This window comes from Bacillus sp. RC251, assembly GCF_044908765.1.
Classification (GTDB): domain Bacteria; phylum Bacillota; class Bacilli; order Bacillales; family Bacillaceae_G; genus Bacillus_A; species Bacillus_A wiedmannii.
In genome coordinates this window covers 813,446-835,564 of record NZ_JBIYDP010000001.1, presented here as the reverse complement: position 1 = coordinate 835,564, position 22,119 = coordinate 813,446, and the positions used below count along the sequence as shown (strand labels likewise).

The 22,119-nt window shown below is 36.0% G+C and carries 20 protein-coding genes and 2 other annotated features; of the genes, 4 read left to right on the top strand and 16 right to left on the bottom strand.

The features are described from left to right. Positions 1-111: 111 nt before the first annotated feature. The 3 genes from ABH961_RS04390 to ABH961_RS04380 form a co-directional block, all read right to left on the bottom strand. Positions 112-756, bottom strand: coding sequence for a LytTR family DNA-binding domain-containing protein (locus ABH961_RS04390; RefSeq protein WP_098080408.1), 645 nt, complete (start codon positions 754-756; stop codon positions 112-114). An 81-nt stretch (positions 757-837) separates the two neighbouring features. Beyond that, positions 838-1,443 carry a pentapeptide repeat-containing protein gene (locus ABH961_RS04385; protein ID WP_404518943.1) on the bottom strand — a complete coding sequence of 202 codons (606 nt, stop codon included), beginning with the start codon at positions 1,441-1,443 and terminating at the stop codon, positions 838-840. Between the two features lie 55 nt (positions 1,444-1,498). Then, the gene (locus ABH961_RS04380) at positions 1,499-2,422 is read right to left on the bottom strand and encodes an alpha/beta hydrolase (RefSeq protein ID WP_098080410.1); all 924 of its coding nucleotides are present in this window, start codon (positions 2,420-2,422) and stop codon (positions 1,499-1,501) included. Between the two features lie 204 nt (positions 2,423-2,626). Between ABH961_RS04380 and ABH961_RS04375 the strand changes: the two genes are divergently transcribed. Then, entirely contained in the window at positions 2,627-3,388 is a 762-nt protein-coding gene (locus tag ABH961_RS04375; protein WP_048543275.1) for a DODA-type extradiol aromatic ring-opening family dioxygenase, read from the top strand. Between the two features lie 52 nt (positions 3,389-3,440). Here ABH961_RS04375 and ABH961_RS04370 read toward each other — a convergent pair whose 3' ends face one another. The 3 genes from ABH961_RS04370 to ABH961_RS04360 form a co-directional block, all read right to left on the bottom strand. Beyond that, positions 3,441-4,655, bottom strand: a complete 1,215-nt coding sequence (locus ABH961_RS04370) for a multidrug efflux MFS transporter (RefSeq protein ID WP_048543276.1) — start codon at positions 4,653-4,655, stop codon at positions 3,441-3,443. 167 nt (positions 4,656-4,822) lie between these two features. Then, positions 4,823-5,674: a GNAT family N-acetyltransferase gene (locus ABH961_RS04365; RefSeq protein ID WP_048543277.1), complete on the bottom strand. Its 852-nt coding sequence runs from the start codon at positions 5,672-5,674 to the stop codon at positions 4,823-4,825. A gap of 19 nt (positions 5,675-5,693) precedes the next feature. Next, positions 5,694-6,410, bottom strand: a complete 717-nt coding sequence (locus ABH961_RS04360; RefSeq protein ID WP_046955070.1) for a DUF554 domain-containing protein — start codon at positions 6,408-6,410, stop codon at positions 5,694-5,696. Between the two features lie 211 nt (positions 6,411-6,621). On the opposite strand from ABH961_RS04360, the gene ABH961_RS04355 reads away from it, so the two are divergent. Then, entirely contained in the window at positions 6,622-7,725 is a 1,104-nt protein-coding gene (locus ABH961_RS04355; protein WP_098080412.1) for a CapA family protein, read from the top strand. Positions 7,726-7,777: 52 nt separating this feature from the next. Further along, positions 7,778-8,005, top strand: a complete 228-nt coding sequence (locus ABH961_RS04350; protein WP_046959079.1) for a hypothetical protein — start codon at positions 7,778-7,780, stop codon at positions 8,003-8,005. 79 nt (positions 8,006-8,084) lie between these two features. On the opposite strand, the gene ilvA is transcribed toward ABH961_RS04350, so the two are convergent. The 6 genes from ilvA to ilvE are packed head-to-tail and all read right to left on the bottom strand — an operon-like array spanning position 8,085 to position 14,985. Further along, positions 8,085-9,347, bottom strand: coding sequence for a threonine ammonia-lyase IlvA (ilvA, locus tag ABH961_RS04345; RefSeq protein ID WP_046959078.1), 1,263 nt, complete (start codon positions 9,345-9,347; stop codon positions 8,085-8,087). 31 nt (positions 9,348-9,378) lie between these two features. Further along, on the bottom strand, positions 9,379-11,052 hold the full coding sequence (ilvD, locus tag ABH961_RS04340; RefSeq protein ID WP_098080414.1) for a dihydroxy-acid dehydratase: 1,674 nt from the start codon (positions 11,050-11,052) through the stop codon (positions 9,379-9,381). 46 nt (positions 11,053-11,098) lie between these two features. Next, the gene (gene ilvC / locus ABH961_RS04335; RefSeq protein WP_098080416.1) at positions 11,099-12,106 is read right to left on the bottom strand and encodes a ketol-acid reductoisomerase; all 1,008 of its coding nucleotides are present in this window, start codon (positions 12,104-12,106) and stop codon (positions 11,099-11,101) included. A gap of 14 nt (positions 12,107-12,120) precedes the next feature. Next, the gene (locus ABH961_RS04330) at positions 12,121-12,351 is read right to left on the bottom strand and encodes an ACT domain-containing protein (protein ID WP_048543283.1); all 231 of its coding nucleotides are present in this window, start codon (positions 12,349-12,351) and stop codon (positions 12,121-12,123) included. Continuing rightward, a complete protein-coding gene (gene ilvB / locus ABH961_RS04325; protein ID WP_404518938.1) occupies positions 12,348-14,063 on the bottom strand; it encodes an acetolactate synthase large subunit in 1,716 nt (571 codons plus the stop codon). Before ilvB ends, ABH961_RS04330 begins: the two co-directional genes overlap by 4 nt. A 22-nt stretch (positions 14,064-14,085) precedes the next feature. Continuing rightward, positions 14,086-14,985, bottom strand: coding sequence for a branched-chain-amino-acid transaminase (gene ilvE, locus ABH961_RS04320; RefSeq protein ID WP_048543285.1), 900 nt, complete (start codon positions 14,983-14,985; stop codon positions 14,086-14,088). Positions 14,986-15,137: 152 nt separating this feature from the next. Further along, positions 15,138-15,377 (bottom strand) — a binding site (T-box leader). Positions 15,378-15,444: 67 nt separating this feature from the next. Beyond that, positions 15,445-15,690 (bottom strand) — a binding site (T-box leader). A gap of 275 nt (positions 15,691-15,965) precedes the next feature. Between ilvE and ABH961_RS04315 the strand changes: the two genes are divergently transcribed. After that, positions 15,966-16,724, top strand: a complete 759-nt coding sequence (locus ABH961_RS04315; protein WP_048543286.1) for an SDR family oxidoreductase — start codon at positions 15,966-15,968, stop codon at positions 16,722-16,724. Between the two features lie 49 nt (positions 16,725-16,773). On the opposite strand, the gene ABH961_RS04310 is transcribed toward ABH961_RS04315, so the two are convergent. The 4 genes from ABH961_RS04310 to ABH961_RS04295 are packed head-to-tail and all read right to left on the bottom strand — an operon-like array spanning position 16,774 to position 21,886. After that, entirely contained in the window at positions 16,774-17,463 is a 690-nt protein-coding gene (locus ABH961_RS04310; RefSeq protein WP_000821645.1) for a response regulator transcription factor, read from the bottom strand. Between the two features lie 15 nt (positions 17,464-17,478). After that, the gene (locus ABH961_RS04305; RefSeq protein ID WP_048543287.1) at positions 17,479-18,969 is read right to left on the bottom strand and encodes a sensor histidine kinase; all 1,491 of its coding nucleotides are present in this window, start codon (positions 18,967-18,969) and stop codon (positions 17,479-17,481) included. 27 nt (positions 18,970-18,996) lie between these two features. Next, a complete protein-coding gene (locus ABH961_RS04300; RefSeq protein WP_048543288.1) occupies positions 18,997-20,241 on the bottom strand; it encodes a copper resistance CopC/CopD family protein in 1,245 nt (414 codons plus the stop codon). Between the two features lie 16 nt (positions 20,242-20,257). Further along, positions 20,258-21,886 (bottom strand): multicopper oxidase family protein, encoded by a 1,629-nt coding sequence (locus ABH961_RS04295; RefSeq protein ID WP_088057877.1) that lies wholly within the window; start codon positions 21,884-21,886, stop codon positions 20,258-20,260. Between the last annotated feature and the right edge of the window lie 233 nt (positions 21,887-22,119).

The following is a 22,119-nucleotide window of genomic DNA, read 5'->3' as shown; positions in this document are numbered from 1 at the left end:
AATGAATATTCATAATTATTTTACACATTAACACCATCAAAATAGGGGTTTTCTTACACAATGCCGAAAATTCAGACAAAACAGCGAATCTAGGTTCTAAAGCAGAAAATTTTAGAATCCTAGAAGCTTACGAAAATAACTGGCGTATGATTGACTTACTGGTACCCTCTCTCCGTTATCCATAGAAAGTAAAAAAGTAGAATGGGTATCAGGATAAATTGCTTTAATATGATTAACATTTACAATAAAGGAACGGTGGCATCTAATAAACGAATCTTTCGGAAGCAAGTATTCGAATTCTTGTAGAGAGTATTTATGTGTTCCTGTTAACTCTTCTGAATTCACATATGTCTTTTTATCTTTAGCCTCTAAATACATGACCTTTGCAAAAGGAACTGGAACCCATCCGTCTGTTGTTTTTAAAGTAACGACTGACTTACCATCCGTTAAAGCGGGATAAATTGCCGTCACGCAACCTTCAATCTTTCCATTATTTGAAAATGGTACGGCCATTCCATGATAAGGAATACCGAAAACATCTCGGTTAATAAACTCAGAGGTTTTTTGCTTCGTTACCATTGCTTTATGTGCAATCGTTCCTTCCTTAATAGGATTCCCGGCGCTAATCTTTAAATCAATTCGTTTACTTGGCCGATAGTAAATATATTCTTTCGTATTCGAAACGGCGATTGATATTTCATCTGAAAATAATTCCCCAACAACATCTAGTAGTATACCTAATGTTTTATCTTCCATATTATTAACACCTCATTCACTATTATACTACTATTATGATTTGTAAAACCGTTCAACAATTTGAACGGTTTTACAAACAATTTAGTTCACCTTAGCCCCATAACATCTTGCTACTGCAACTGCCTGCGCTATATCTAATTTCACATTTTTCAAATCAAAACTTGTAAAATCAATTCTATCAACTATCGCCCCTTTTAAATTTGCACCGCTAAGTTTCGCCTTACCTAGTTGTACACCTGTTAAATCGGCTTCACGTAAATCTGCTTTTTCTAAATTACATTCATATAGGTCAGCTTCAATTAAACGTATACCCTTTAACATTTGTTTACTTAAGTTCGCGAACCTTAAATTCGTATATGACCAATCGCCCGATATTATAGTTATTCCGTCTAAATTCGCTTCTTCAAAATCAGAGCCAGTCATTTTACATTCTTCAAACTTCGATACGAATAAATTCACACCAACAAACTTACAATTTGCAAATGTAGTTCCTTGATGGATAGAAGCGTTAAATAGAGCACCGGTAAAATCACATTCTATGAAATTACCATTTTCAGTAGAAACTTCCGTTGCATCCACCCCTCTAAAACAGCATTTTATGAACGTACAATTTTTCAATTCCTCTTCTTTAATCAAAACATCTTGAAAATCTATTTCTATATACTCTTTATTTACAAATTCACTCATAACTATTCCTCCATTTCCTCAAAGAAACCTCACTTGAAAAAAGTGAGGTTTCTTCTCATACAATATGCCCATCTAACCAAGAAATCAAATCTTGAAATACTTCATCTCTATTTACTTCGTGGAACATTTCATGTCTTCCATTTTCATATAAGCGCAGCGTTACATCTTTCACGCCACATTTTTTATAATTTTCATATACTTCTTTTACACCTTTCCCCATATCCCCAACAGGATCACGATCTCCTGAAAAAATATGTATTGGAAGATTTTCCGGTGTTTTCTTAAACTCTTCTAGTTTATTTACTTCTAATACCCCAGAAAATAATTCACGATAAAAGCTTGTTGTACAAATAAATCCACATAAAGGATCCGCAATATATTTATCAACTTGATTATTATCTGAAGATAACCAATCAAATTTCGTACGATTTGGCTTAAAGTGTGAGTTGAAATTTCCGAAAGATAAAAAGTTTAGCATCGGACTTTTCGTTTTTGCCCCGCGTAGTTTCATCTCGATTGTCGCTACTTTATGACCAATGACTCCTAACAATCCCGGGTTCCCACCAGTTCCTGAAATAAGGAATCCATCATATAATCCACCTTTAAGTTGTACAGCACGTCTTGATAAAAAAGAACCCATACTATGTCCAAGTAAAAACAACGGGCATGTCTGCTCTTTTCTTATCGTTTCTGATACAAAGATAACATTAGAAACAGCCTCACTCCAACCTACATTTGGTTCAAAATGACCATAATCTTCTTCTCTTTTCACTGTTTTCCCATGACCTTTATGATCATGCGCATAAACACCATACCCCGCTTCTAATAAGGCAGCAATAAAGTCTGTATAAACACCTGCATGTTCTGTCATACCATGTGCAATTTGAATAATCCCTCGCGGATCTCTTTCTGGTAGCCACTTACGTAAATAAATTTCCGATCCATCCAATGCCGTAACGAAACTTTCCTGTACGTTCATTTCGTCAGCCCCCAACTCTATTATGTATATCAAAAAATGAATATCCATTCATTATTCTTATTATGTATTATATGCAATTGCCTTCATTATGACAAATGACCCACTTTTCCAATTAGCTCTTAAACTAATATATTGACGAACAGAAAATAAAATTATATAGTTACTTACATAAAGTAATTATTATATTTTTGGGAGGTTTCTATTATGATGCCATCATTATTTTTAGCACACGGATCACCGATGCTTGCTATTCAAGATACAGACTATACAAGGTTTTTAAAAACACTTGGCGAAACATACAAACCGAAAGCAATTGTTATTTTCACCGCTCACTGGGAAAGCGAAGTATTAACGATTTCTTCATCAGATAACGAATATGAAACAATTTATGATTTTGGAGGTTTTCCTCCTGAGTTATACGAAATCAAATATCGTGCGAAAGGCTCTTCTAACATTGCATCTATGTTAGAAACAAAATTTAAAAACAAAGGTATTCCAGTCCATCATAATATGACGAGAGGTTTAGATCATGGCTCATGGACTCTTCTGCATCGCATGTATCCAGAAGCAAATATTCCTGTTGTCCAAATATCAGTCAATCCATTCCTTGCTGCAAAAGAGCAATTTAAGATTGGCGAAGCACTAAAAGGACTTGGACAAGAAGATATTTTAGTAATCGGGAGCGGTGTTACCGTTCATAACTTACGAGCTTTAAAATGGAATCAAACTACACCCGAACAATGGGCAATTGAATTTGATGATTGGATTATTAAACATATGCAGACTACTGATAAAGATGCATTATTTAATTGGGAGAACAATGCCCCTCATGCACAATTAGCAGTACCAAGAGCAGAGCATTTTGTTCCTTTATTTATCGCTATGGGAAGCGGTGAAAATAACGGTGAAGTCATTCACCGCAGTTACGAGCTTGGTACATTAAGCTATCTTTGTCTCCAATTTTAAAGAAAAGGATGAAGCAATCATTGCTTCATCCTTTTCTTTTTCATTCACTTAGTTAACTAACTTCCAAATGTCGTTTCTCTGATACCTCTTCGTTCTTATTGTGAAAATAAACCCAAATGCACGCAATAAATAATAGTGATGAAGTAGAGAAGAAAACATATTGGAAGCCTGCATGAGCTGCAATTTGTCCACCAAGTACTGGTCCAATCATATTTCCTAAAAACTGAAACGATTGATTATACCCAAATATTCTTCCCGTTACATGGGTTGGTGTATGTTGTTTTAGTAGAGTTTGTACGGAAGGTAATAGCCCTGCTTGTGCGATACCTAATAAAAAGCGAAGAATTAATAGTTGCCAAGCTGAGGTTACAAATGCTTGCGGAATAAAAATAATTCCTGCCGCAAATAATGCCACAACTAACGTTTTTTGAGGTCCAATACGATCTGATAATCTCCCTAACTTAGGAGCTGCCATAATAATAGCTAAACCTGTCGCAGACATGACTGCGCCTGCAATCATTTCAATATGAGCTGTTCCTGGGCCTTCTAAATTCTTTACATACAATGTAATAATAGGTTGAATTGACATGTTCGCAAGTTGAATAATAAATGTTGTTACAAACAAACTAATAATTAAATGCTTTGCTGGAACCATTGTCCATACTTTTTTCGGTTGTACTTTTTTTGCTTGAGCGAAGTGATTCTCTTCATGTAGGAAGAAAAAAACGATGAGAAAAGAAAGGAATAAAAAAGCTCCTGTAACAAGAAAAACATGGCGCATTCCAATTAACTCAGACAAGTATCCTCCAAGTAACGGGCCAAGTAAAGAACCGCTCACGCCCCCAGTTGAAATTGTGGAAATTGCCCAACCTGAATGCTCTTTCGGAGTTTCTGCTGCAATAAATGTCATCGCCGTTGAAAGGAAACCAGATACTGCTCCCATCAAAAACCTTAGTGCGACTAGTTGATACACATCCGTTACAAACCCCATAAGCGTCATAATAATCGCCATACCAAGGCTCGCACGAATCAGCATCAATTTCCGTCCATGTATATCACCAAGCTTTCCCCATATTGGTGATACGATCGCACCCATTAAAAATGTTATACCAAATGCAAGTCCCGACCACTGTGCAATACTAGAAGTGCCAGTTACTCCTAATTCCTCAATATAAAAAGATAAAAAAGGAATTACTAAACTCATACCGGCTGCAGTGGTAAAACAACCTAGCCAACAAATCATTAAATTTCGTTTCCAGCTGGCCATTTTCACACCTTCTTTCTTTAGATACCCATTCTACACCCTTTCTTGTAAAAAGTTTAGTAATTTGCTTTAATTGTAAGATTTACTACAAAACCCGCTATTTTCTAGTGAAAACCACTACATCTCTACATTATTTTCATAAAAAAACCAACTCCCATATATGGAGTTGGTTACTTATTCTCTAACGGTATTAAACGCGCATCACAATTTCGCTCATAAAACTCAATCGGACCTGCTTGTCCAATAATTGCGTATTCATATCCTTCTTGCTTCATACTATGTAAACAACGATGTAACAATTCCTTACCTACACCTTTCACGCGATTTTGTTTCGCTGTGCCCATTGGACCAAACAATCCCTTCTTTCCTCTCACTACATCATAACAAGCGAAACCTACTATCACTTCTTCTTGTTCTGCTATATAAATAGGTAAATTTTCTTTATATGTACGAAATCCATACTCTATTGAATGTAACCAACGTTCACCAAATTCCTCATTAACAAAACTTGCTAATTTTTCAAAATCAGAAGGGCTAGCCTTTCTAACAGTACAAATTAAATGATTATAAGTAGGAACAAAATATTTTAGATCGACCGCTAAATCTCTTGGCTCAGCTATAATACGTAATATATCTTTTTGTATTTGTGCATTTCCAATCAACGTATCCGTGCGAAATAGCGCATATATAACATGCCCTTCATTTATTATTACTTGCTGGAAACGTTCCATACGTTTCTTCGCTATTTGTAAAATTTCTAGCACCTTATAAGATACCTTATATTGTCCTATTTTCTTATACTCTTGATACGGTGAATCGTAATGCTTTCGTATTGAAAATTTTTCTAAAAAATCCGTACCCAAGTTACGAAACAAATACATATACAACTCGCTACAAACTCCAGTGCCTTCTTTACTCATTCCGATAAACAGATGAGTTGATTGAATAATATTATTTTCCGCCTCTTCTGCTGCAATCTTCAATATGTTATGAACACGTTTTGTATATTGAAATTCCTCCATATATATATCCATCCCCCTACTACTTTACTATTAAACCGTAACCGTAAATAAGTGAAACAATTATTCCAACTACCAATATACCTGGCAGTAAATTTGCCACTTTAATTTTAATAATACCAAGTAAGTTCAATCCAATAGCGGCTATCATAATACCACCTGTAGCTGTCATTTCCACTATAAATTGATTCATTAATTCTTTCGGGACCAAACTATTAATTTGTGTTGCAAAAACCGCAATCCCTCCTTCATATAAAATAACTGGAATCGCCGAAAATACTACGCCAATTCCTAAAGTTGTCGTTAATATAATAGAAATAAACCCATCGATAATCGCCTTTGTAAATAAAATATCATGATTTCCGCGAATCCCACTGTCGAGTGCACCAAGTATGCCCATCGCACCAATTGCAAAAATTAAAGTAGCTGTTACAAACCCTTCTGATATGCTCCCTTTCCCTTTCGATCCAACTTTATTTTCTAGCCAATCTCCTAACAGCTTTAACTTTTCCTCTAGTTGTAGCCATTCCCCGATGACAGTACCAATAACTAAACTTAAAATGACAACAAGAAAATTTTCACTTTTCAATGCCATTTGAAGTCCAAGCACAGTAACTGCTAAACCGATTGCATGCATAATTGTTCCCTTCATACTTTCTGGAATTCTACTAAATAATTTTCCTAGTAAAGTACCAAATATAATACAAATCCCATTTACAACTGCTCCTAATATAACCATCTCTCGTTCTTCACCCTTCGAATTCTTTATTTCTATATTTTGGTTTATACATTGATTTACAGGTTATCTATATGTTAACTTAATATTGAGAATATTGACAAATGTTTTCACTACATAAACTGCATTTGTAGTTATACTTAAAGTGAAACTTTAACTAGCGCGAGTTTTATTGCCCACAAATTGCGGTATAAACTCAAAAGGGAAGGTATTTATGAAAACTTTACTAAAACGATTTCTGTTAATAGCCTTTTGCATTACACCAATTGTTTTATTAGTTAACTACTCTTTTATTTCAAAAGCGAAAGACAAACCCGATTTGCAAAACAAATCTAGTAAAACAGCTTCAACAAGTGAAAAGAAAATAGAAGACAAGGCAATCACACTCACCTTCTCTGGTGATACAATGTTCGATTGGCAATTACGTCCTGTAATCGAAAAAAACGGGGCTGATTATCCATTCCAACATGTAAAAGAAGAAATAACAAAAGCTGATATTTCTTTCGTTAATTTAGAGTCAGCATTTACAACGAGAGAAAAGAAAGCTCCTGGACAACTGTTTTGGATTAAAAGTGATCCATCTACACTAAAAGCTATTAAAAACACGGGATATGACATCGTAAATATTGGGAATAACCATACACTTGATTATGGGCAAGATGGATTATTAGACACGATTTCTCACGTTGAAAAATTAAAGTTCCCTTACATTGGAGCCGGAAAGAATGCAAAGGATGCATATACTGCACGAGAAATGACTGTAAAAGGGAAGAAGTTCAAATTTCTTTCCTTCGTTCGATTTATGCCTGATACGAATTGGGTAGCTGGTGACAATAAACCTGGCGTTGCGAACGGATATGATTTAAATCTTGTAACAAAAACAATTAAAGAGCAAAAGAAAGATGCAGACTATTTAATCATATATATGCATTGGGGCGTTGAAAAGTCAAATCGTCCGGTAGAATACCAAAAACAATATGTACCTAAAATGGTTGAAGCAGGAGCTGACGCGATTGTCGGGAGTCACCCGCATTGGTTACAAGGATTTGAGTATTATAATAACGTTCCTATCGCTTATTCATTAGGTAACTTTTTATTCCCAAGTTATGTAAGCGGGAAAAGCGCCGAAACTGGCGTATTAACTTTAACTTTTAAAGGAAAGGATGTCCAAATGTCATTCAATCCTTACATCATTCGCAACAACCAAGTTTCCCCTGTAAATGAGGAAGAAAAGAAAAAAGCTCTACAATATTTACAAACGATTTCAACTGATGTAGAAATTGATGATACAGGGAACATAAAAAACAAACGAAACTAGACAGCGCAAGATTTATTTCTCTGTAACATACTTTATAGAATAGGTGATGAACATGCTGAAAGACTTATTAGAAAATGTAAGTTTGTTAGAGAATATTTATAAAATATCTATAGCCGTTCTACTTTTATGTTCATTTTTTTCTGTTAAACTTCTAAAAAAAATAAAACGTGAACGAAAACTTACTACCTTTGAATTTACTATGTATGTAATCATTCGCATTGCGATACTCTTTTGGTTAACTAGCTTTATCCTACTTGAATATGGAAAGTATATAGTGTAATTATAAAAAGATAGATACAAGCAGCATTTCCGCTGGTTGCATCTATCTTTTTTATTTGGATGCTAACTCTTTCCTTCTATTAAATAAGCAAATCAAACAAAATAGGATTTTTATTAAGCTCCATAAATTGAATATTATTTTCTTTAAAACGAGTAATTAATTGCTCATAATCTTCTTTATGTTTCAACTCTACTCCGACTAGTGCTGGGCCATTTTCTTTATTATGTTTCTTAATGTATTCAAAACGAGTAATATCATCTTCTGGCCCTAATCCCTTATCAAGAAACTCTCTTAGCGCACCTGAACGCTGCGGGAATTCAATGATAAAATAATGCTTTAACCCTTCGTAAATGAGCGAACGTTCTTTCATTTCTTGCATTCTATCAATATCATTATTTCCACCACTTAGCGTACATACAACTGTTTTACCTTTTATTTCATCTCTATATAAATCAAGCGCTGCAATAGATAGTGCACCAGCCGGTTCAGCTACAATTGCATTTTTCTTATACAGTTCTAAAATCGTCGTACAAACCTTTCCTTCTGGTACTAAAACAATATCATCAATTACATCTTTACAAGTTTCAAATGTTAACTTTCCTACCTTTTTGACAGCTGCCCCATCAACAAAACTATCTATTTTCTCTAACGCGACATTTTCGTTTTGAAGAAAAGCCTCTTTCATAGATGCAGCTCCCATTGGCTCTACGCCAATGACCTTTGTAGCAGGACTAACACCTTTTACATATGTACCAACACCTGATGCTAACCCACCGCCTCCAATTGCTGTAAAGATATAATCCACTGGTTTCTCCATATCATGCATAATTTCAACTGCCACTGTTCCTTGACCAGCAACTACATGCGGATCATCAAACGGATGAACAAACGTCATTCTATTTTCTTCACAATAGCGCTGTGCTTCTTGGAAAGAGCTATCAAATGTATCACCAACTAATACAATTTCTGCAAAATCACTACCGAAAAATTGTACTTGCGATACTTTTTGTTTAGGTGTCGTTGTTGGCATGAAGATTTTCGACGGAATCTTCAATAAATTACACGTATAAGCAACTCCTTGCGCATGATTACCAGCACTTGCACAAACAACACCGTTTTGTAATTGTTCTTTTGATAAACTTTGAATTAAATTGTACGCACCACGAATTTTGAAAGAGCGAATCAATTGTAAGTCTTCTCGTTTTACATAAACGTCACAATCATATTTCTCAGATAGAACTGTATCACGTTGTAACGGTGTTTTAATAACGATATCTTTCATGCAATTATGTGCCATTAAGATATCTTCAATTTTCACTCTCTCCTTTACCTTCTGCACCATTTCATATCATCCTTATCTCTTTTAAATTGGCTCAATCAAAATTCGGGATTTTTAGAACTGCACCTGTATTCGCCGATGTTACCATCTGTGCATAACGTCCAAGCCAACCAGTTTTCACTTTCGGTTCTGGTCGTTTCCATTCTTTTTTACGCTTATCTAATTCTTCATCACTAACTCTTACTTCTAGCAATCTTTCCTCAACATCAATACAAACGATATCCCCTTGCTTGAGAAGTGCAATCGTTCCGCCCGCAGCTGCTTCTGGCGAAATATGCCCTACCGAAATACCACGTGAAGCTCCAGAAAAACGACCATCCGTTAATAGCGCAACATCTGCACCTAATCCCATACCGGCAATCGCTGAAGTTGGTGCTAACATCTCCGGCATACCAGGGCCGCCTCTTGGTCCTTCATAGCGAATAACAACTACATCGCCTTTCTTCACTTTCCCAAGCATAATGCCCGCAAGCGCCTCATCTTGTGAATTAAAAATAACGCAAGGTCCTTCAAATCGTTTTACTTCGGTTGCCCCGCTTTTAATAACTGCTCCATCTTTCGCAAGATTTCCTTTTAATATACGTAATCCCCCTTCTTCACTATGAGGATTTTCGAGAGAATGAATAACTTCCTTATCTTTAATCTCTGCATGAGCAATATTTTCTCTTAATGTTTGCCCAGTAGCAGTAATACGGTCTAAATGAAGTACCCCTTCTTTTCGACTCATCTCTTTCAAAATTGCACTAATCCCGCCTGCTCGATCAATATCTTCCATATGCCAATTGGAAGCAGGGCTTACTTTACATAAATGTGGTACACGCCTTGAAACGGCATCAATACGGTTCATATCGTAATCTAATCCAGCCTCTTGCGCGAGCGCCAATGTGTGCAACACTGTATTTGTTGAACCGCCCATCGCCATATCAAGCGCGAACGCATCATCAATTGCTTCTTCCGTTACAATGTCTCTTGGCTTAATATCTTTTTCAATTAAAATCTTTAATTTCTCTGCTGCTTGTTTAATTAATTCTTCACGTCTTGGATCAATAGCTAAAATACTACCGTTACCAGGAAGAGCTAAACCTAATACTTCACATAAACAGTTCATAGAATTCGCTGTAAACATACCAGAACAAGAACCACAAGATGGACAGCCATGATCTTCAATATCCTTTAATTCTTCTTCTGAAATTTTCCCAGATTGATAAGCTCCTACTCCTTCGAAAACAGAACTTAAATCGACAACGTCTCCTTTTGAAGTTTTTCCAGCCGCCATCGGACCACCTGAAACAAAAACAGTTGGAATGTTAATACGAAGTGCAGCCATCATCATACCGGGTGTAATTTTGTCACAGTTTGGAATACAAATCATGCCATCAAACCAATGTGCATTTACAACCGTTTCTACTGAATCTGCAATAATTTCACGACTCGGAAGCGAATAACGCATGCCAATATGCCCCATCGCAATACCGTCATCTACTCCAATTGTATTAAATTCAAATGGAACCATACCTGCTGCACGCACTGCTTCTTTAACAAGTTTTCCAAACTCATTTAAGTGCTTATGACCTGGAATAATTTCAATAAAAGAATTACAGATAGCTATAAACGGTTTATCAAAATCTTCATCTTTCAAACCAGTTGCTTTTAATAAACTACGGTGCGGCGCTTTATCAAAACCTTTTTTAATCATGTCACTTCTCATCTTGTCAAATCCCCTCTTACGTATTTTGCACTTACAATCACTTACTCTATTTCTTTACTAATTCTTTCGGCGCATGAATCCAGCTCATCATTTCACGAAGTTCTGCCCCTACTTTTTCTAACTGATGATTTTGCTCTGCTTTTTTCATCGCATTATATGTTGGACGCCCAGCTTGGTTTTCTAAAATCCATTTCTTCGCGAATTCACCTTGCTGAATTTCTGTAAGTACTCGTTTCATCTCTTTCTTCGTTTCATCTGTAACGATTCTCGATCCTGTTACATAATCTCCGAACTCAGCCGTATCTGAAATAGAATGGCGCATGTTCGTCAAACCACCTTCATACATTAAATCAACAATTAACTTTAATTCATGTAAACATTCAAAGTATGCAATTTCAGGACGATATCCACCTTCTGTTAACGTTTCAAAACCAGCTTTCACAAGTGCAGTTACCCCGCCGCAAAGTACCGCTTGCTCTCCGAATAAATCCGTCTCTGTTTCTTCTTGGAATGTCGTTTCAATTACACCTGCACGTGTACAACCTACACCTTTTGCATACGCAAGTGCTACACTTAATGCGGTGCCTGTTGCATCTTGATGTACTGCGACTAACGCCGGAACACCATTCCCTTCTTGGAATACACGGCGAACGAGATGACCTGGACTTTTTGGTGCTACCATTGCTACATCTACGTAACTTGGCGGGTTAATTTGTCCGAAGTGAATATTAAATCCATGTGAGAAAAGTAACATTTGCCCTTCACGGAGATTCTCTTCTACTTCTGTTTTATACACATGTGCTTGCTGTTCATCTGGCAATAACATTTGTACGACTTGCGCGGTTCGAACCGCTTCTGAAACAGACATTACTTCAAACCCATCTGCTTTTGCTACTTCAAAAGACTTACCAGGTCGAACACCGACTACAACTTCCACACCAGAATCACGTAAATTTTGTGCCTGCGCATGACCTTGAGATCCATAACCAATTACCGCAACTGTTTTCCCTTGTAATAACTCTAAATTTGCATCTTTCTCATAATACGTTTTCATATTCCATACACTCCTTATAATTTATTTACTTGCAGTACATCAATTAATTTTTTCAACTGACCAACAAGTAATGTCGCTTCATTTTCAGTACAAACTGCTGTGAGTTTCATTTCAGAAACGCCACTAGTATCTCTTTCGTTTAAATGTAAAGAAGAAATATAATAACCATGCCGAGCAAAAATTCCACTTATACGTAATAAGACGCTTGGCTCGTTATGAATAACGAGTGAAAAAGTATGACTCATTCTTCCCACCTCTTCATAATCATTTCGTTATTCCCCTTGTTTGGCGGAACCATCGGAAATACGTTTTCACCTTCTTCTACACAAAAATCAACTACGACAGGACCTTCATGAGCAATTGCTTCTAACATCACTTGTTTCGCCTCGGTTGAATTCGTCGCTCTTAATCCCTTCACTCCATAAGCTTCTGCCACTTTCACAAAATCTGGCGAGCCGATTTTTGATTCTGATAAACGATTTTCATAAAACATTTCTTGCCATTGCCTTACCATCCCTAAAAATTTGTTATTTATAATAAATACTTTTACAGGAATATTATTTTCAGCAATTGTTTGTAGTTCTTGAATGTTCATTTGAAAAGAAGCATCGCCTGCAATACAAATGACGAGTTCTTCTTCTTTCGCAAGCTGAGCACCAATTGCCGCCGGGAAACCAAACCCCATCGTTCCTAGTCCGCCAGATGTGAGAAAAGTCCGTGGATTTTTCGCTTTATAAAAATGCGCAGCCCACATTTGATGCTGCCCTACTTCTGTCGTCACAATCGCTTCACCATTCGTTACTTCACTTACTAGACTAATCACATGCTGTGGTTTTAACTCCTTTTCTTTTTGGTTGTAGGATAGTGGGTATTCTTCTTTCCATCCCTCGATTTTCGTAAGCCATTCATCTGTCCGTGTATCAATCGGCATACGTAACAGAATGTGTAACGCTTTTTTCACATCTCCAACAATCGGATATTCCACAGTTACATTTTTATGAAACTCCGAAGGATCTATATCAATATGTACCTTTTTTGAATGCGGAGAAAAGAGTTCTAATTTTCCTGTTACACGATCATCGAAGCGAACACCTAAAGCAAGTAGTAAATCACATTCTGTTACTGCCATATTTGCAGCGTACGTTCCATGCATGCCGAGCATTCCTAAAAATAATGAATCTCCTGGCGGATATGCACCAAGTCCCATTAAGGTGGAAACGACAGGAATACGATTCTCCCTCGCAAATTTGATGAGTTCATCAGATCCACCCGAATGAATGACACCTCCTCCAATATAAAGAAGTGGGCGTGTAGCTTTTGAAATTTCTTTAGCCACCTCTCTAAGCTTTATACTGTCTGGCATAGGCTCTATTTTGTATCCTGGAATCTCAATTACTTCATTATAAAAACTTGTTACATTTTCATTTTGAACATCTTTTGGAATATCAATTAATACTGGTCCTGGTCGCCCGCTTTCGGCGATGTAAAAAGCTTCTTGTACAATGCGTGATAAATGATTCACATCACGAACTTGGTAATTATGCTTCGTTACAGGTACTGTAATCCCGACAACATCCGCTTCTTGAAATCCGTCTTTTCCGATGAGAGGTGTTGCAACTTGCCCTGTAATGACAACTAAAGGAATCGAATCCATATAAGCATCCGCTAAGCCTGTAACTAAATTTGTCGCCCCTGGGCCAGAGGTAGCAAAGACTACCCCGACCTTTCCAGAAGCTCTCGCATATCCTTCTGCCGCATGAATGGCAGCTTGTTCATGACGAGTTAAAACGTACTTCAAACCACTTCCGTATAACGCATCATACACTGGCAAAATCGCTCCGCCTGGATAACCGAAAACGGTGGTTACACCTAAATTCTTCAAGCATTGAATAACGTGTCCAGCTCCTGTTACTTCTTCACAATGCAATTTCTCACGTGTTGTATACTGTTGCTCCATTTCAATTAACTCCTCTCCCTACCTACAGTAAGCTTTCCGCTAATCCTGGAACACGTACTCCTCTTTCTCTCGTTAACTTTTTAAATTCCTCTGTCAATTGTTTCGTTACACTTCCTGGTTTCCCATCTCCAATTTCTCTTGAATCAACTTTTACAACTGGAATTAATTCTGCTGCCGTTCCCGTTAAAAATACTTCATCTGCTACATATACGTCATGGCGAGTAAACGGTCTTTCCTCACACCGAATATTAAGTCGCTCACATAACTCAATCACACTATTTCTCGTAATACCTTCTAGCGCTCCTAAATAAGAAGGAGGTGTTAACACCTTTCCATCTTTCACCACGAAAACATTATCTCCAGATCCTTCACAAACATATCCTTGTTGATTTAACATAAGTGCTTCTAGCACTCCAGCTTGTGCCGCTTCAATTTTTACAAGTACGTTATTTAAGTAGTTCATTGACTTAATACGTGGGTCTAATGCATCTGGCGTATTACGTCTTGATGCAACAGATACAACGCTTAATCCATTATCGTAAAATTCCTGTGGGAATAACTTTAATTGTTCTGCAATGATAATAACGCTCGGTTTCACACAACTTCTCGGATCGAGCCCTAAGTCACCTTTTCCTCTTGAAACAATTAACCGAATGTAAGCATCAGTATACTCATTTTTTTGCAATGTTTGTAAAACTGCTTCTTCCATTTCTTCAACCGTCAGCGGGATTGTAAGTAAAATAGATTTTGCCGATTCATATAATCGTTTTACATGTTCTTTTAAACAAAATACATTTCCACCGTAACTACGAATCCCTTCAAATACACCGTCTCCATATAAAAAACCGTGATCATATACTGAAACAACTGCCTTTTCTTTTTCTACAAATTCCCCATTCATATAAATGTACTGGTTTCCCATCTCACATCGCTCCTCTTTTTTCTCTCTATTTTTGCAATCTATTTCTATATCGATTGCTGAGATGAGTGTTTTTTAACAGAATATTCAGTATATAAATCTTAAAAATATACTCGTCTCAACAATCGATTACATACATACTTGTAGCAATCAATTGCTGAGACGAGGAAATCGTGGTACCACTCAGCTTCCTTACACTTCTCACGAAATATAAGCTCTGCAAGTCCAATTAGACTTTTGTTTTTCTATCGGAAACAACTCCGCTACTTTTTACTAGTTTTCAAAAGTAGTACTCCGAGGTGATTTTCAATGATGAAATTGTTACTACCCTCACAGCTTTTGGGCAGCTCTCTGAAACAATTTTTATCATTTACTCTCCTCTTCTACGCATTCTCTTATTCTATTTTTCAAAATAAAAACTCTCGCCTCAGCAATCAACTACTACAATTTAGTAGCTTTGATTGCTGAGGCGAGAGTTCCGCGGTACCACTCAGCTTCCTTATACTTCTCGCGAAATATAAGCTTTGTAGGTCCAATTAGACCCCCGTCCTTTTACCGGAGACGATGCCGTCGCCCTCTACTCAGTTTCCCTTTCGCAAGCGATGCTCCGAGGTGATCTTCAATGATTCGATTGTTACTACTCTCACAGCCTAGGAGCAGCTCTCTGAAACGATCATAACCATCTACTTTCCTCTTCTTTGCATATGCAACATATGAAGTTAGAAAATTCTTAATTCACTTTTATTTGTTAAACGTATTATAGGACGTTGTTCTTTTCATTGTCAACATGTTTTTCTAAAAAAAAAAAAAAAAAAAAAAAAAAAAAAAAATTCAATCAATTTAAAGGAAGTCTATTTTTTCTCAAAACAAAATCGGAATGAACTTCTTATACATACTCATATATTACTTAAGTATGTTCGCATTACTACATAAAGAAAAACAACTTAATAACATATAAAATTTTTTGAGGAGATGAGAAAACTATGTTAAAAGGAAAAGTGGCATTAGTTACAGGAGCAAGCCGAGGAATTGGACGTGCTATTGCAAAACGTTTAGCAAACGACGGTGCATTAGTTGCTATTCATTACGGAAATCGAAAAGAAGGTGCTGAAGAAACCGTTTATGAAATTCAATCAAATGGCGGATCTGCTTTTTCTATCTGTGCAAACCTTGAATCTTTACATGGTGTAGAAACTCTTTATAGTTCTTTAGATAGCGAATTACAAAAAAGAACTGGTAGTACTAAATTTGATATTTTAATAAACAACGCTGGAATTGGTCCTGGTGCTTTTATTGAAGAAACGACTGAACAATTTTTTGATAGAATGGTTTCAGTTAATGCAAAAGCACCATTCTTTATCATCCAACAAGCTCTATCTCGTTTACGTGACAATAGCCGAATTATTAATATTTCATCCGCTGCCACTCGTATTTCTTTACCTGATTTCGTTGCCTATAGTATGACGAAAGGCGCTATTAATACAATGACTTTCACACTAGCAAAACAGCTCGGAGCACGAGGAATAACAGTGAATGCAATACTTCCTGGATTTATTAAAACAGATATGAATGCGGAACTCTTGAGCGACCCAATGATGAAACAGTACGCTACTACCATTTCCGCTTTTAATCGCTTAGGTGAAGTAGAAGATATTGCCGATACCGCGGCATTTCTCGCTTCTCCAGACAGCCGCTGGGTTACTGGACAATTAATTGATGTGAGCGGAGGATCTTGTTTGTAATTTCTTAATCTACTTACGCAAAAAAAGCCAGCATTTTTGCTGGCCTTTTTCACTGTGTAAAACGATATCCTACTCCCCAAATTGTTTCGATGTATGATTTATCGAATGGATCGAGTTCAATTTTTTGACGAATATTTTTCACATGTACAGCAACCGTTGCTGCATCACCAATTACATCCATCCCCCATACAGTTTCAAAGAGACGATCTTTACTAAATACTTGATTTGGATGTTCTGCCATACAAGTTAATAAATCAAATTCTTTTCCTGTTAACATGACCTCAGTTCCATTTACAAATACACGTCGGGCCGATTTATCAATAAACAATCCTCGAATACGAATTTCATCTTTTATTAGTTCTCGTTTTCCTGTTAAACGATCATAACGAGCTAGATGAGCATTTACACGTGCCACCATTTCACTCGGGCTAAACGGTTTTATAATATAATCATCTGCTCCAAAACCTAACCCTTTAATTTTATCGATTTCCTCTTGTTTTGCGGACACCATAAGTATTGGTATGTCCTTTTCCAATCGAACTTGTTTACAAATTTCATATCCATCTATTCCCGGTAACATTATGTCTAAAATTAACAAGTCATAATCCTCTAGAAGAACTCTTTGTAAACCTTTTTCGCCAGAGTAATCAATATCTACTGTATACCCAGCAACCTCTAAATAATCCTTTTCTAACTCTGCTATAATAGCTTCATCTTCAATAATTAAAATTCTTTTCAAGATGCTCTCCTTTTTCTAATTGATTTTTTGTAATGTAAATGCCAGCGTCGTTCCTTTACCTTTTTTGCTTTCTACCCAAATATCACCACCATGTTGTGTGATAATCTGATGTGCAATTGACAAACCAAGTCCGCTTCCACCTGTTTTAGAATTTCTAGAATGATCTGCACGATAAAACCTTTCAAATATATGAGGCAACGCCTTCTCTTCTATTCCTACCCCATTATCTTTTATGTAAATCGTTACATAATCAATAGATTCGGTCATGCGAATTCCTATATATCCTTCTTCTTTATCCATATACTTCACACTATTCCAAATGATATTTGTAATAACACGACGTAATTTTTCACGATCACCTTTTACCAAAATAGAAGTATCCTTTTGAGCATCCCATCTCACTGTAATTCCCTTATCTTGCAATTCAAGCTGTAGTTCTTCTATGCAATCAGATAAGTATTGGTTAATTTCAACCTCTTCAAATTGAAATGGTTCCTCTTTCAAATCAAGTTTTGAAAAGAGAAAAAGCTCGTCAATTAATTGATCCATATCAAACACTTTATGATAAATAATCGTTAAATATTTATCTAATTGTTCTGGAGTTCGAGCGATACCTTCTTTAATTCCTTGTACATACCCTTTAATAGCCGTTATTGGCGTCCGTAAATCATGAGAAATATTTGAAAGCAACTCTTTACGATTCTTTTCATATTGCATTTGCAACTCGACCGATTCTTTCAATCTGCCACGCATCTCTTCAAACGATAAACTTAATTCACCTATTTCATCTTTCGCAAGTGGCTTTACTTGAAAATCTAAATCACCCTTTTGAATTCTTTCCGTTGCCTGCTTTAATGAATGCAATGGTTTAATAATACTCCGTGATATAAAATATGTTAATATTCCATTCGTAATAATTAACCCAAGTATTAAAGAGAATACGAAATACGGGAAAAATTCTCTAATCATTTCTTCTAAAGGATTTACATACTCAAATACAAAAATACTGATCTTATCCTTCTCTTCATCGTAGTAATCAAATTGCTTATAGTAAAAAGAATTACCCTCTATTTTCACATCCATTCCCTTTCTTTGTCCTTCCGTTTCAAATGCGGGTAGGTATTTATCAAACGAAGAGATTTTAAAATATGGGGATGAATATGTAAGCTCATCATTTTTTCGAATTAGTAATCCTGCTTGATTATCGTTTAATTCTTTATCAGTTTCCTTTAAAAAATGTATATCCTCTAATTTATCTGGAGCATAAGATGAAAGAATTTTCAACCTACTAAAAATATCATCTTCATCTTCTTTTGTACGAATAGCTCCCTCCTGCTCTTTATCAATGAGAGAATGACTATTTTGATTAAGACCAATGATTGCTTTTGCAATACGAATATCACCAAATAAAGTAACACTAATTAACATAACTGCTATACCGCAAAAAACGATTGGAATAATTACCATCGCAACATACGACAACAGCAATCTAATACGGATTGACATTACAGAACTCCTATAAACATTATAATTTTAGCTTGTTACAGAATTCACCGGAAACGAAACTTGACTCATCCAAATACCAGCTAATAATACGAGTATAGCTAGAACAATTTCTAAGAGCAATAAACGGCGATTAACTGTTCCCATATCGTTACCCCATGTTTTCGTTTGTCTCCATGCTACAATTGTAATTATACATACAGTAAGAATCTTTATATTTAAAAGGTTCGTCCATATTGAATTAAAATTAAAAAGTACCCAATTCCTTGTCTGTAGAAACACAATTAATTCCCCAGAAAGAAATGCTAGAATAAATGAAATACCAGCAATAATGCTAAAATGCTTACGGAAACGCTTTTGATCAAATGTAATTTTGTATAATGTTGTCCACGCTATAACAAGAACTAAATAAATAAGTGCTCCTAGCCACACTGCAATACTCATAACATGGACCATTCTAATTATAACTGCTGCCCAATTTGGATTAGTAATCCATACATGACCTGTGAAAGAAAAACTCGCAACAAGAAATCCCCAAACTAGCGCATACCATTCGTTCCCCATATGTTGCAAAGACATAAGAACTAATAATAGCAGTTGAATCATAATAACAACTGCAAATGGCGAATGAATAAGTAAACTTCCCTTCGGAATAACTGACTTATATACTATTAATTCGGTTATTAATCCTACTACAAGTATAGAGAAGAAAATCTTTTTCATATTCTTCATTCTTTGCAATATGGACGGTAATTTATAACGTTTAACAAACATATCGAGCCACTTTACTCCTGCTCCAATTAAAATCATTCCCTCTACAATATAGCGTAGTGCTACTATCATAACATCTGAAAATACTGAGCCACTCCCACTCGCATTTCCCTCTACCACTACATTAGTTTGTACTTCTTCTCCAATTGAAAAGGGATAGCCTCCCTCACTCGGATGTCCGTCTGCAGAAATCATAGACCACCTTACTGTGTAAGTACCATTATTTAAGTTTGGTAATTTCACTTTTATTTTTGTTGGGTTATCTAATATTTCAACCTTTGATACTTGCACTCTCTTTGCACTTGAATCTAGCAGTTCAATATTGACTACATTTCCTGTAACTGGTTCACTAAATTCAAGAATAATCTGTTCCGGTTGTACTGTAAGAACCTCCCCCTCTTTAGGGGTGGCTCCTACAACACTTGTATGAGCAAATACACTACTATGAGAAAATAAAAATATACTTACACTTGTTAACATAAATACTATCATTCTATAAAGCATGAAAACCTCCGTATTATTATTCTGGATGATTACCTGAGTGATCTCCGGTAGAAAATGGAGTAGTTACCCCCTCATAATTCATCATCGTATGCATTCCTTTTTCCGCATGAACGAGATGATGACAATGAACCATCCATAGTCCACTATTATTTGCCTCTAAAGCAATTTCATATTCTTCTCCCGGAAAAACATTAACTGTATCTAAGTAAATCGGACTTCCCTCCATTGGTTTACCATTTTTAGAAATAACTTGGAATGTATGTCCATGTAAATGCATTGGATGAATTTCCTCTCCCTTATTTTTAAAGCGTATCTTAACTTTATCTCCTTTCTCTACTTTAATGGGTGGAATATCAGGTGATGTCTTTCCATTAATCGTATACACCCATTTTTCTTGTCCATTTACATCTTTCACACCTTCTGCCAAATCCATATCATAGACCTTTGTAAACTTTGAATCTATCGTAAACTTGCCAACTTCTTTTTCTCCATATTTCGTAAAATCAAACCATGGATAACTCTTTATATCAATAGGTTTTTTCGGCAAAGAACCATTCCCAATAGTCGCCGTTAACATTCGATTCATTTTCTTAGATGGATCCACATTAATAAGTTTTACACTCGTTGTTTCCGGCATTTTAAAAACAAGGTCATAACGTTGTGCAGCTCCCATCGGAAGAATTGCTTTATCTAGCTCGTCCCCACCTTTTATATCACGACCATCTAATGCGATAATTTGAAATGGCGCCCCAACTAATGTCATTAAATGCGTATTATTCCCAGCATTAATTAAGCGAAGGCGTACTGTTTCACCTGGTTTTGCATCCAATCGTAGTCCCTCACTTGTATCATTTAATGTAAATACATCGTAATCATCTCCATCAGATAAATCTTTGAGTTGATCATTACTTGGCATCATTAACGGGCCTTCTAAAGTTTGCGCCTTTTCATTTCGAATATGATTGCTAGGGTAGCTATCCCAATCTTTATCTTGTTCGCCATTATGCTTACGGGTTTTTATGGCTCCTGTTTTCCATTCATGGATCGCCACTGTATAATCCTTTTCATATTTTACAGCTGGTTTATTCGGTTCAATAACAATGGTTCCAAATAGTCCCCGCTCCGTTTGTATTGCACTTTTTTGATGTGAATGATACCAATATGTCCCCACCTGATCAGCATTAAATGCATATGTATATGTTTCACCTGGTTTTATAGCATTTTGCGTAACACCTGGAACACCGTCTACCGCCGCTGGAACATCTAATCCGTGCCAATGGATTGTAACTGGTTCTGGCAATTCATTTTTCAAATTTACAACAATACGTTCACCTTGTTTAACTCGAATTTGAGTACCCGGTGATGTTCCATCAAAAGTCCATGCATCTACCTTTTTCCCATCTCCCAAATCTAAACTGGCTACTTTCGCCGTAATATTAAAAGTTTTTGTAACCCTTTTTTTGGCATCTGAATTAGCAATAGATGTAATTGATTCTGAAGTAGATGTTGCATCTGTTAACTTCTTTTTTTCATTTGTACCTGGGTAATTATTTATTAAAAAATATCCAAAAATAACTAACCCTAATAGTAAGCATGCCGCAATCAATATATTTCTTAAATCGCTTTGTATAAATTCCTTTTTCATATTAGTCTCTCTTTCATTTTTTGTTGTAAACTATTAATTTTCATACGTAGATTCATTGCCTATCACCTCACATATTCACTTCGATTTACATCATAACACTCAGAAAAAAAGAAACTTTGAAGGAATTTTAAAGACTTTATAAAGAAATATATTTCAATTTTTCTTTACTTCTAAATCTTTTTTATTGCGCAATAAAAAAGAATGTATAATACTATATAAAACATATATATTTA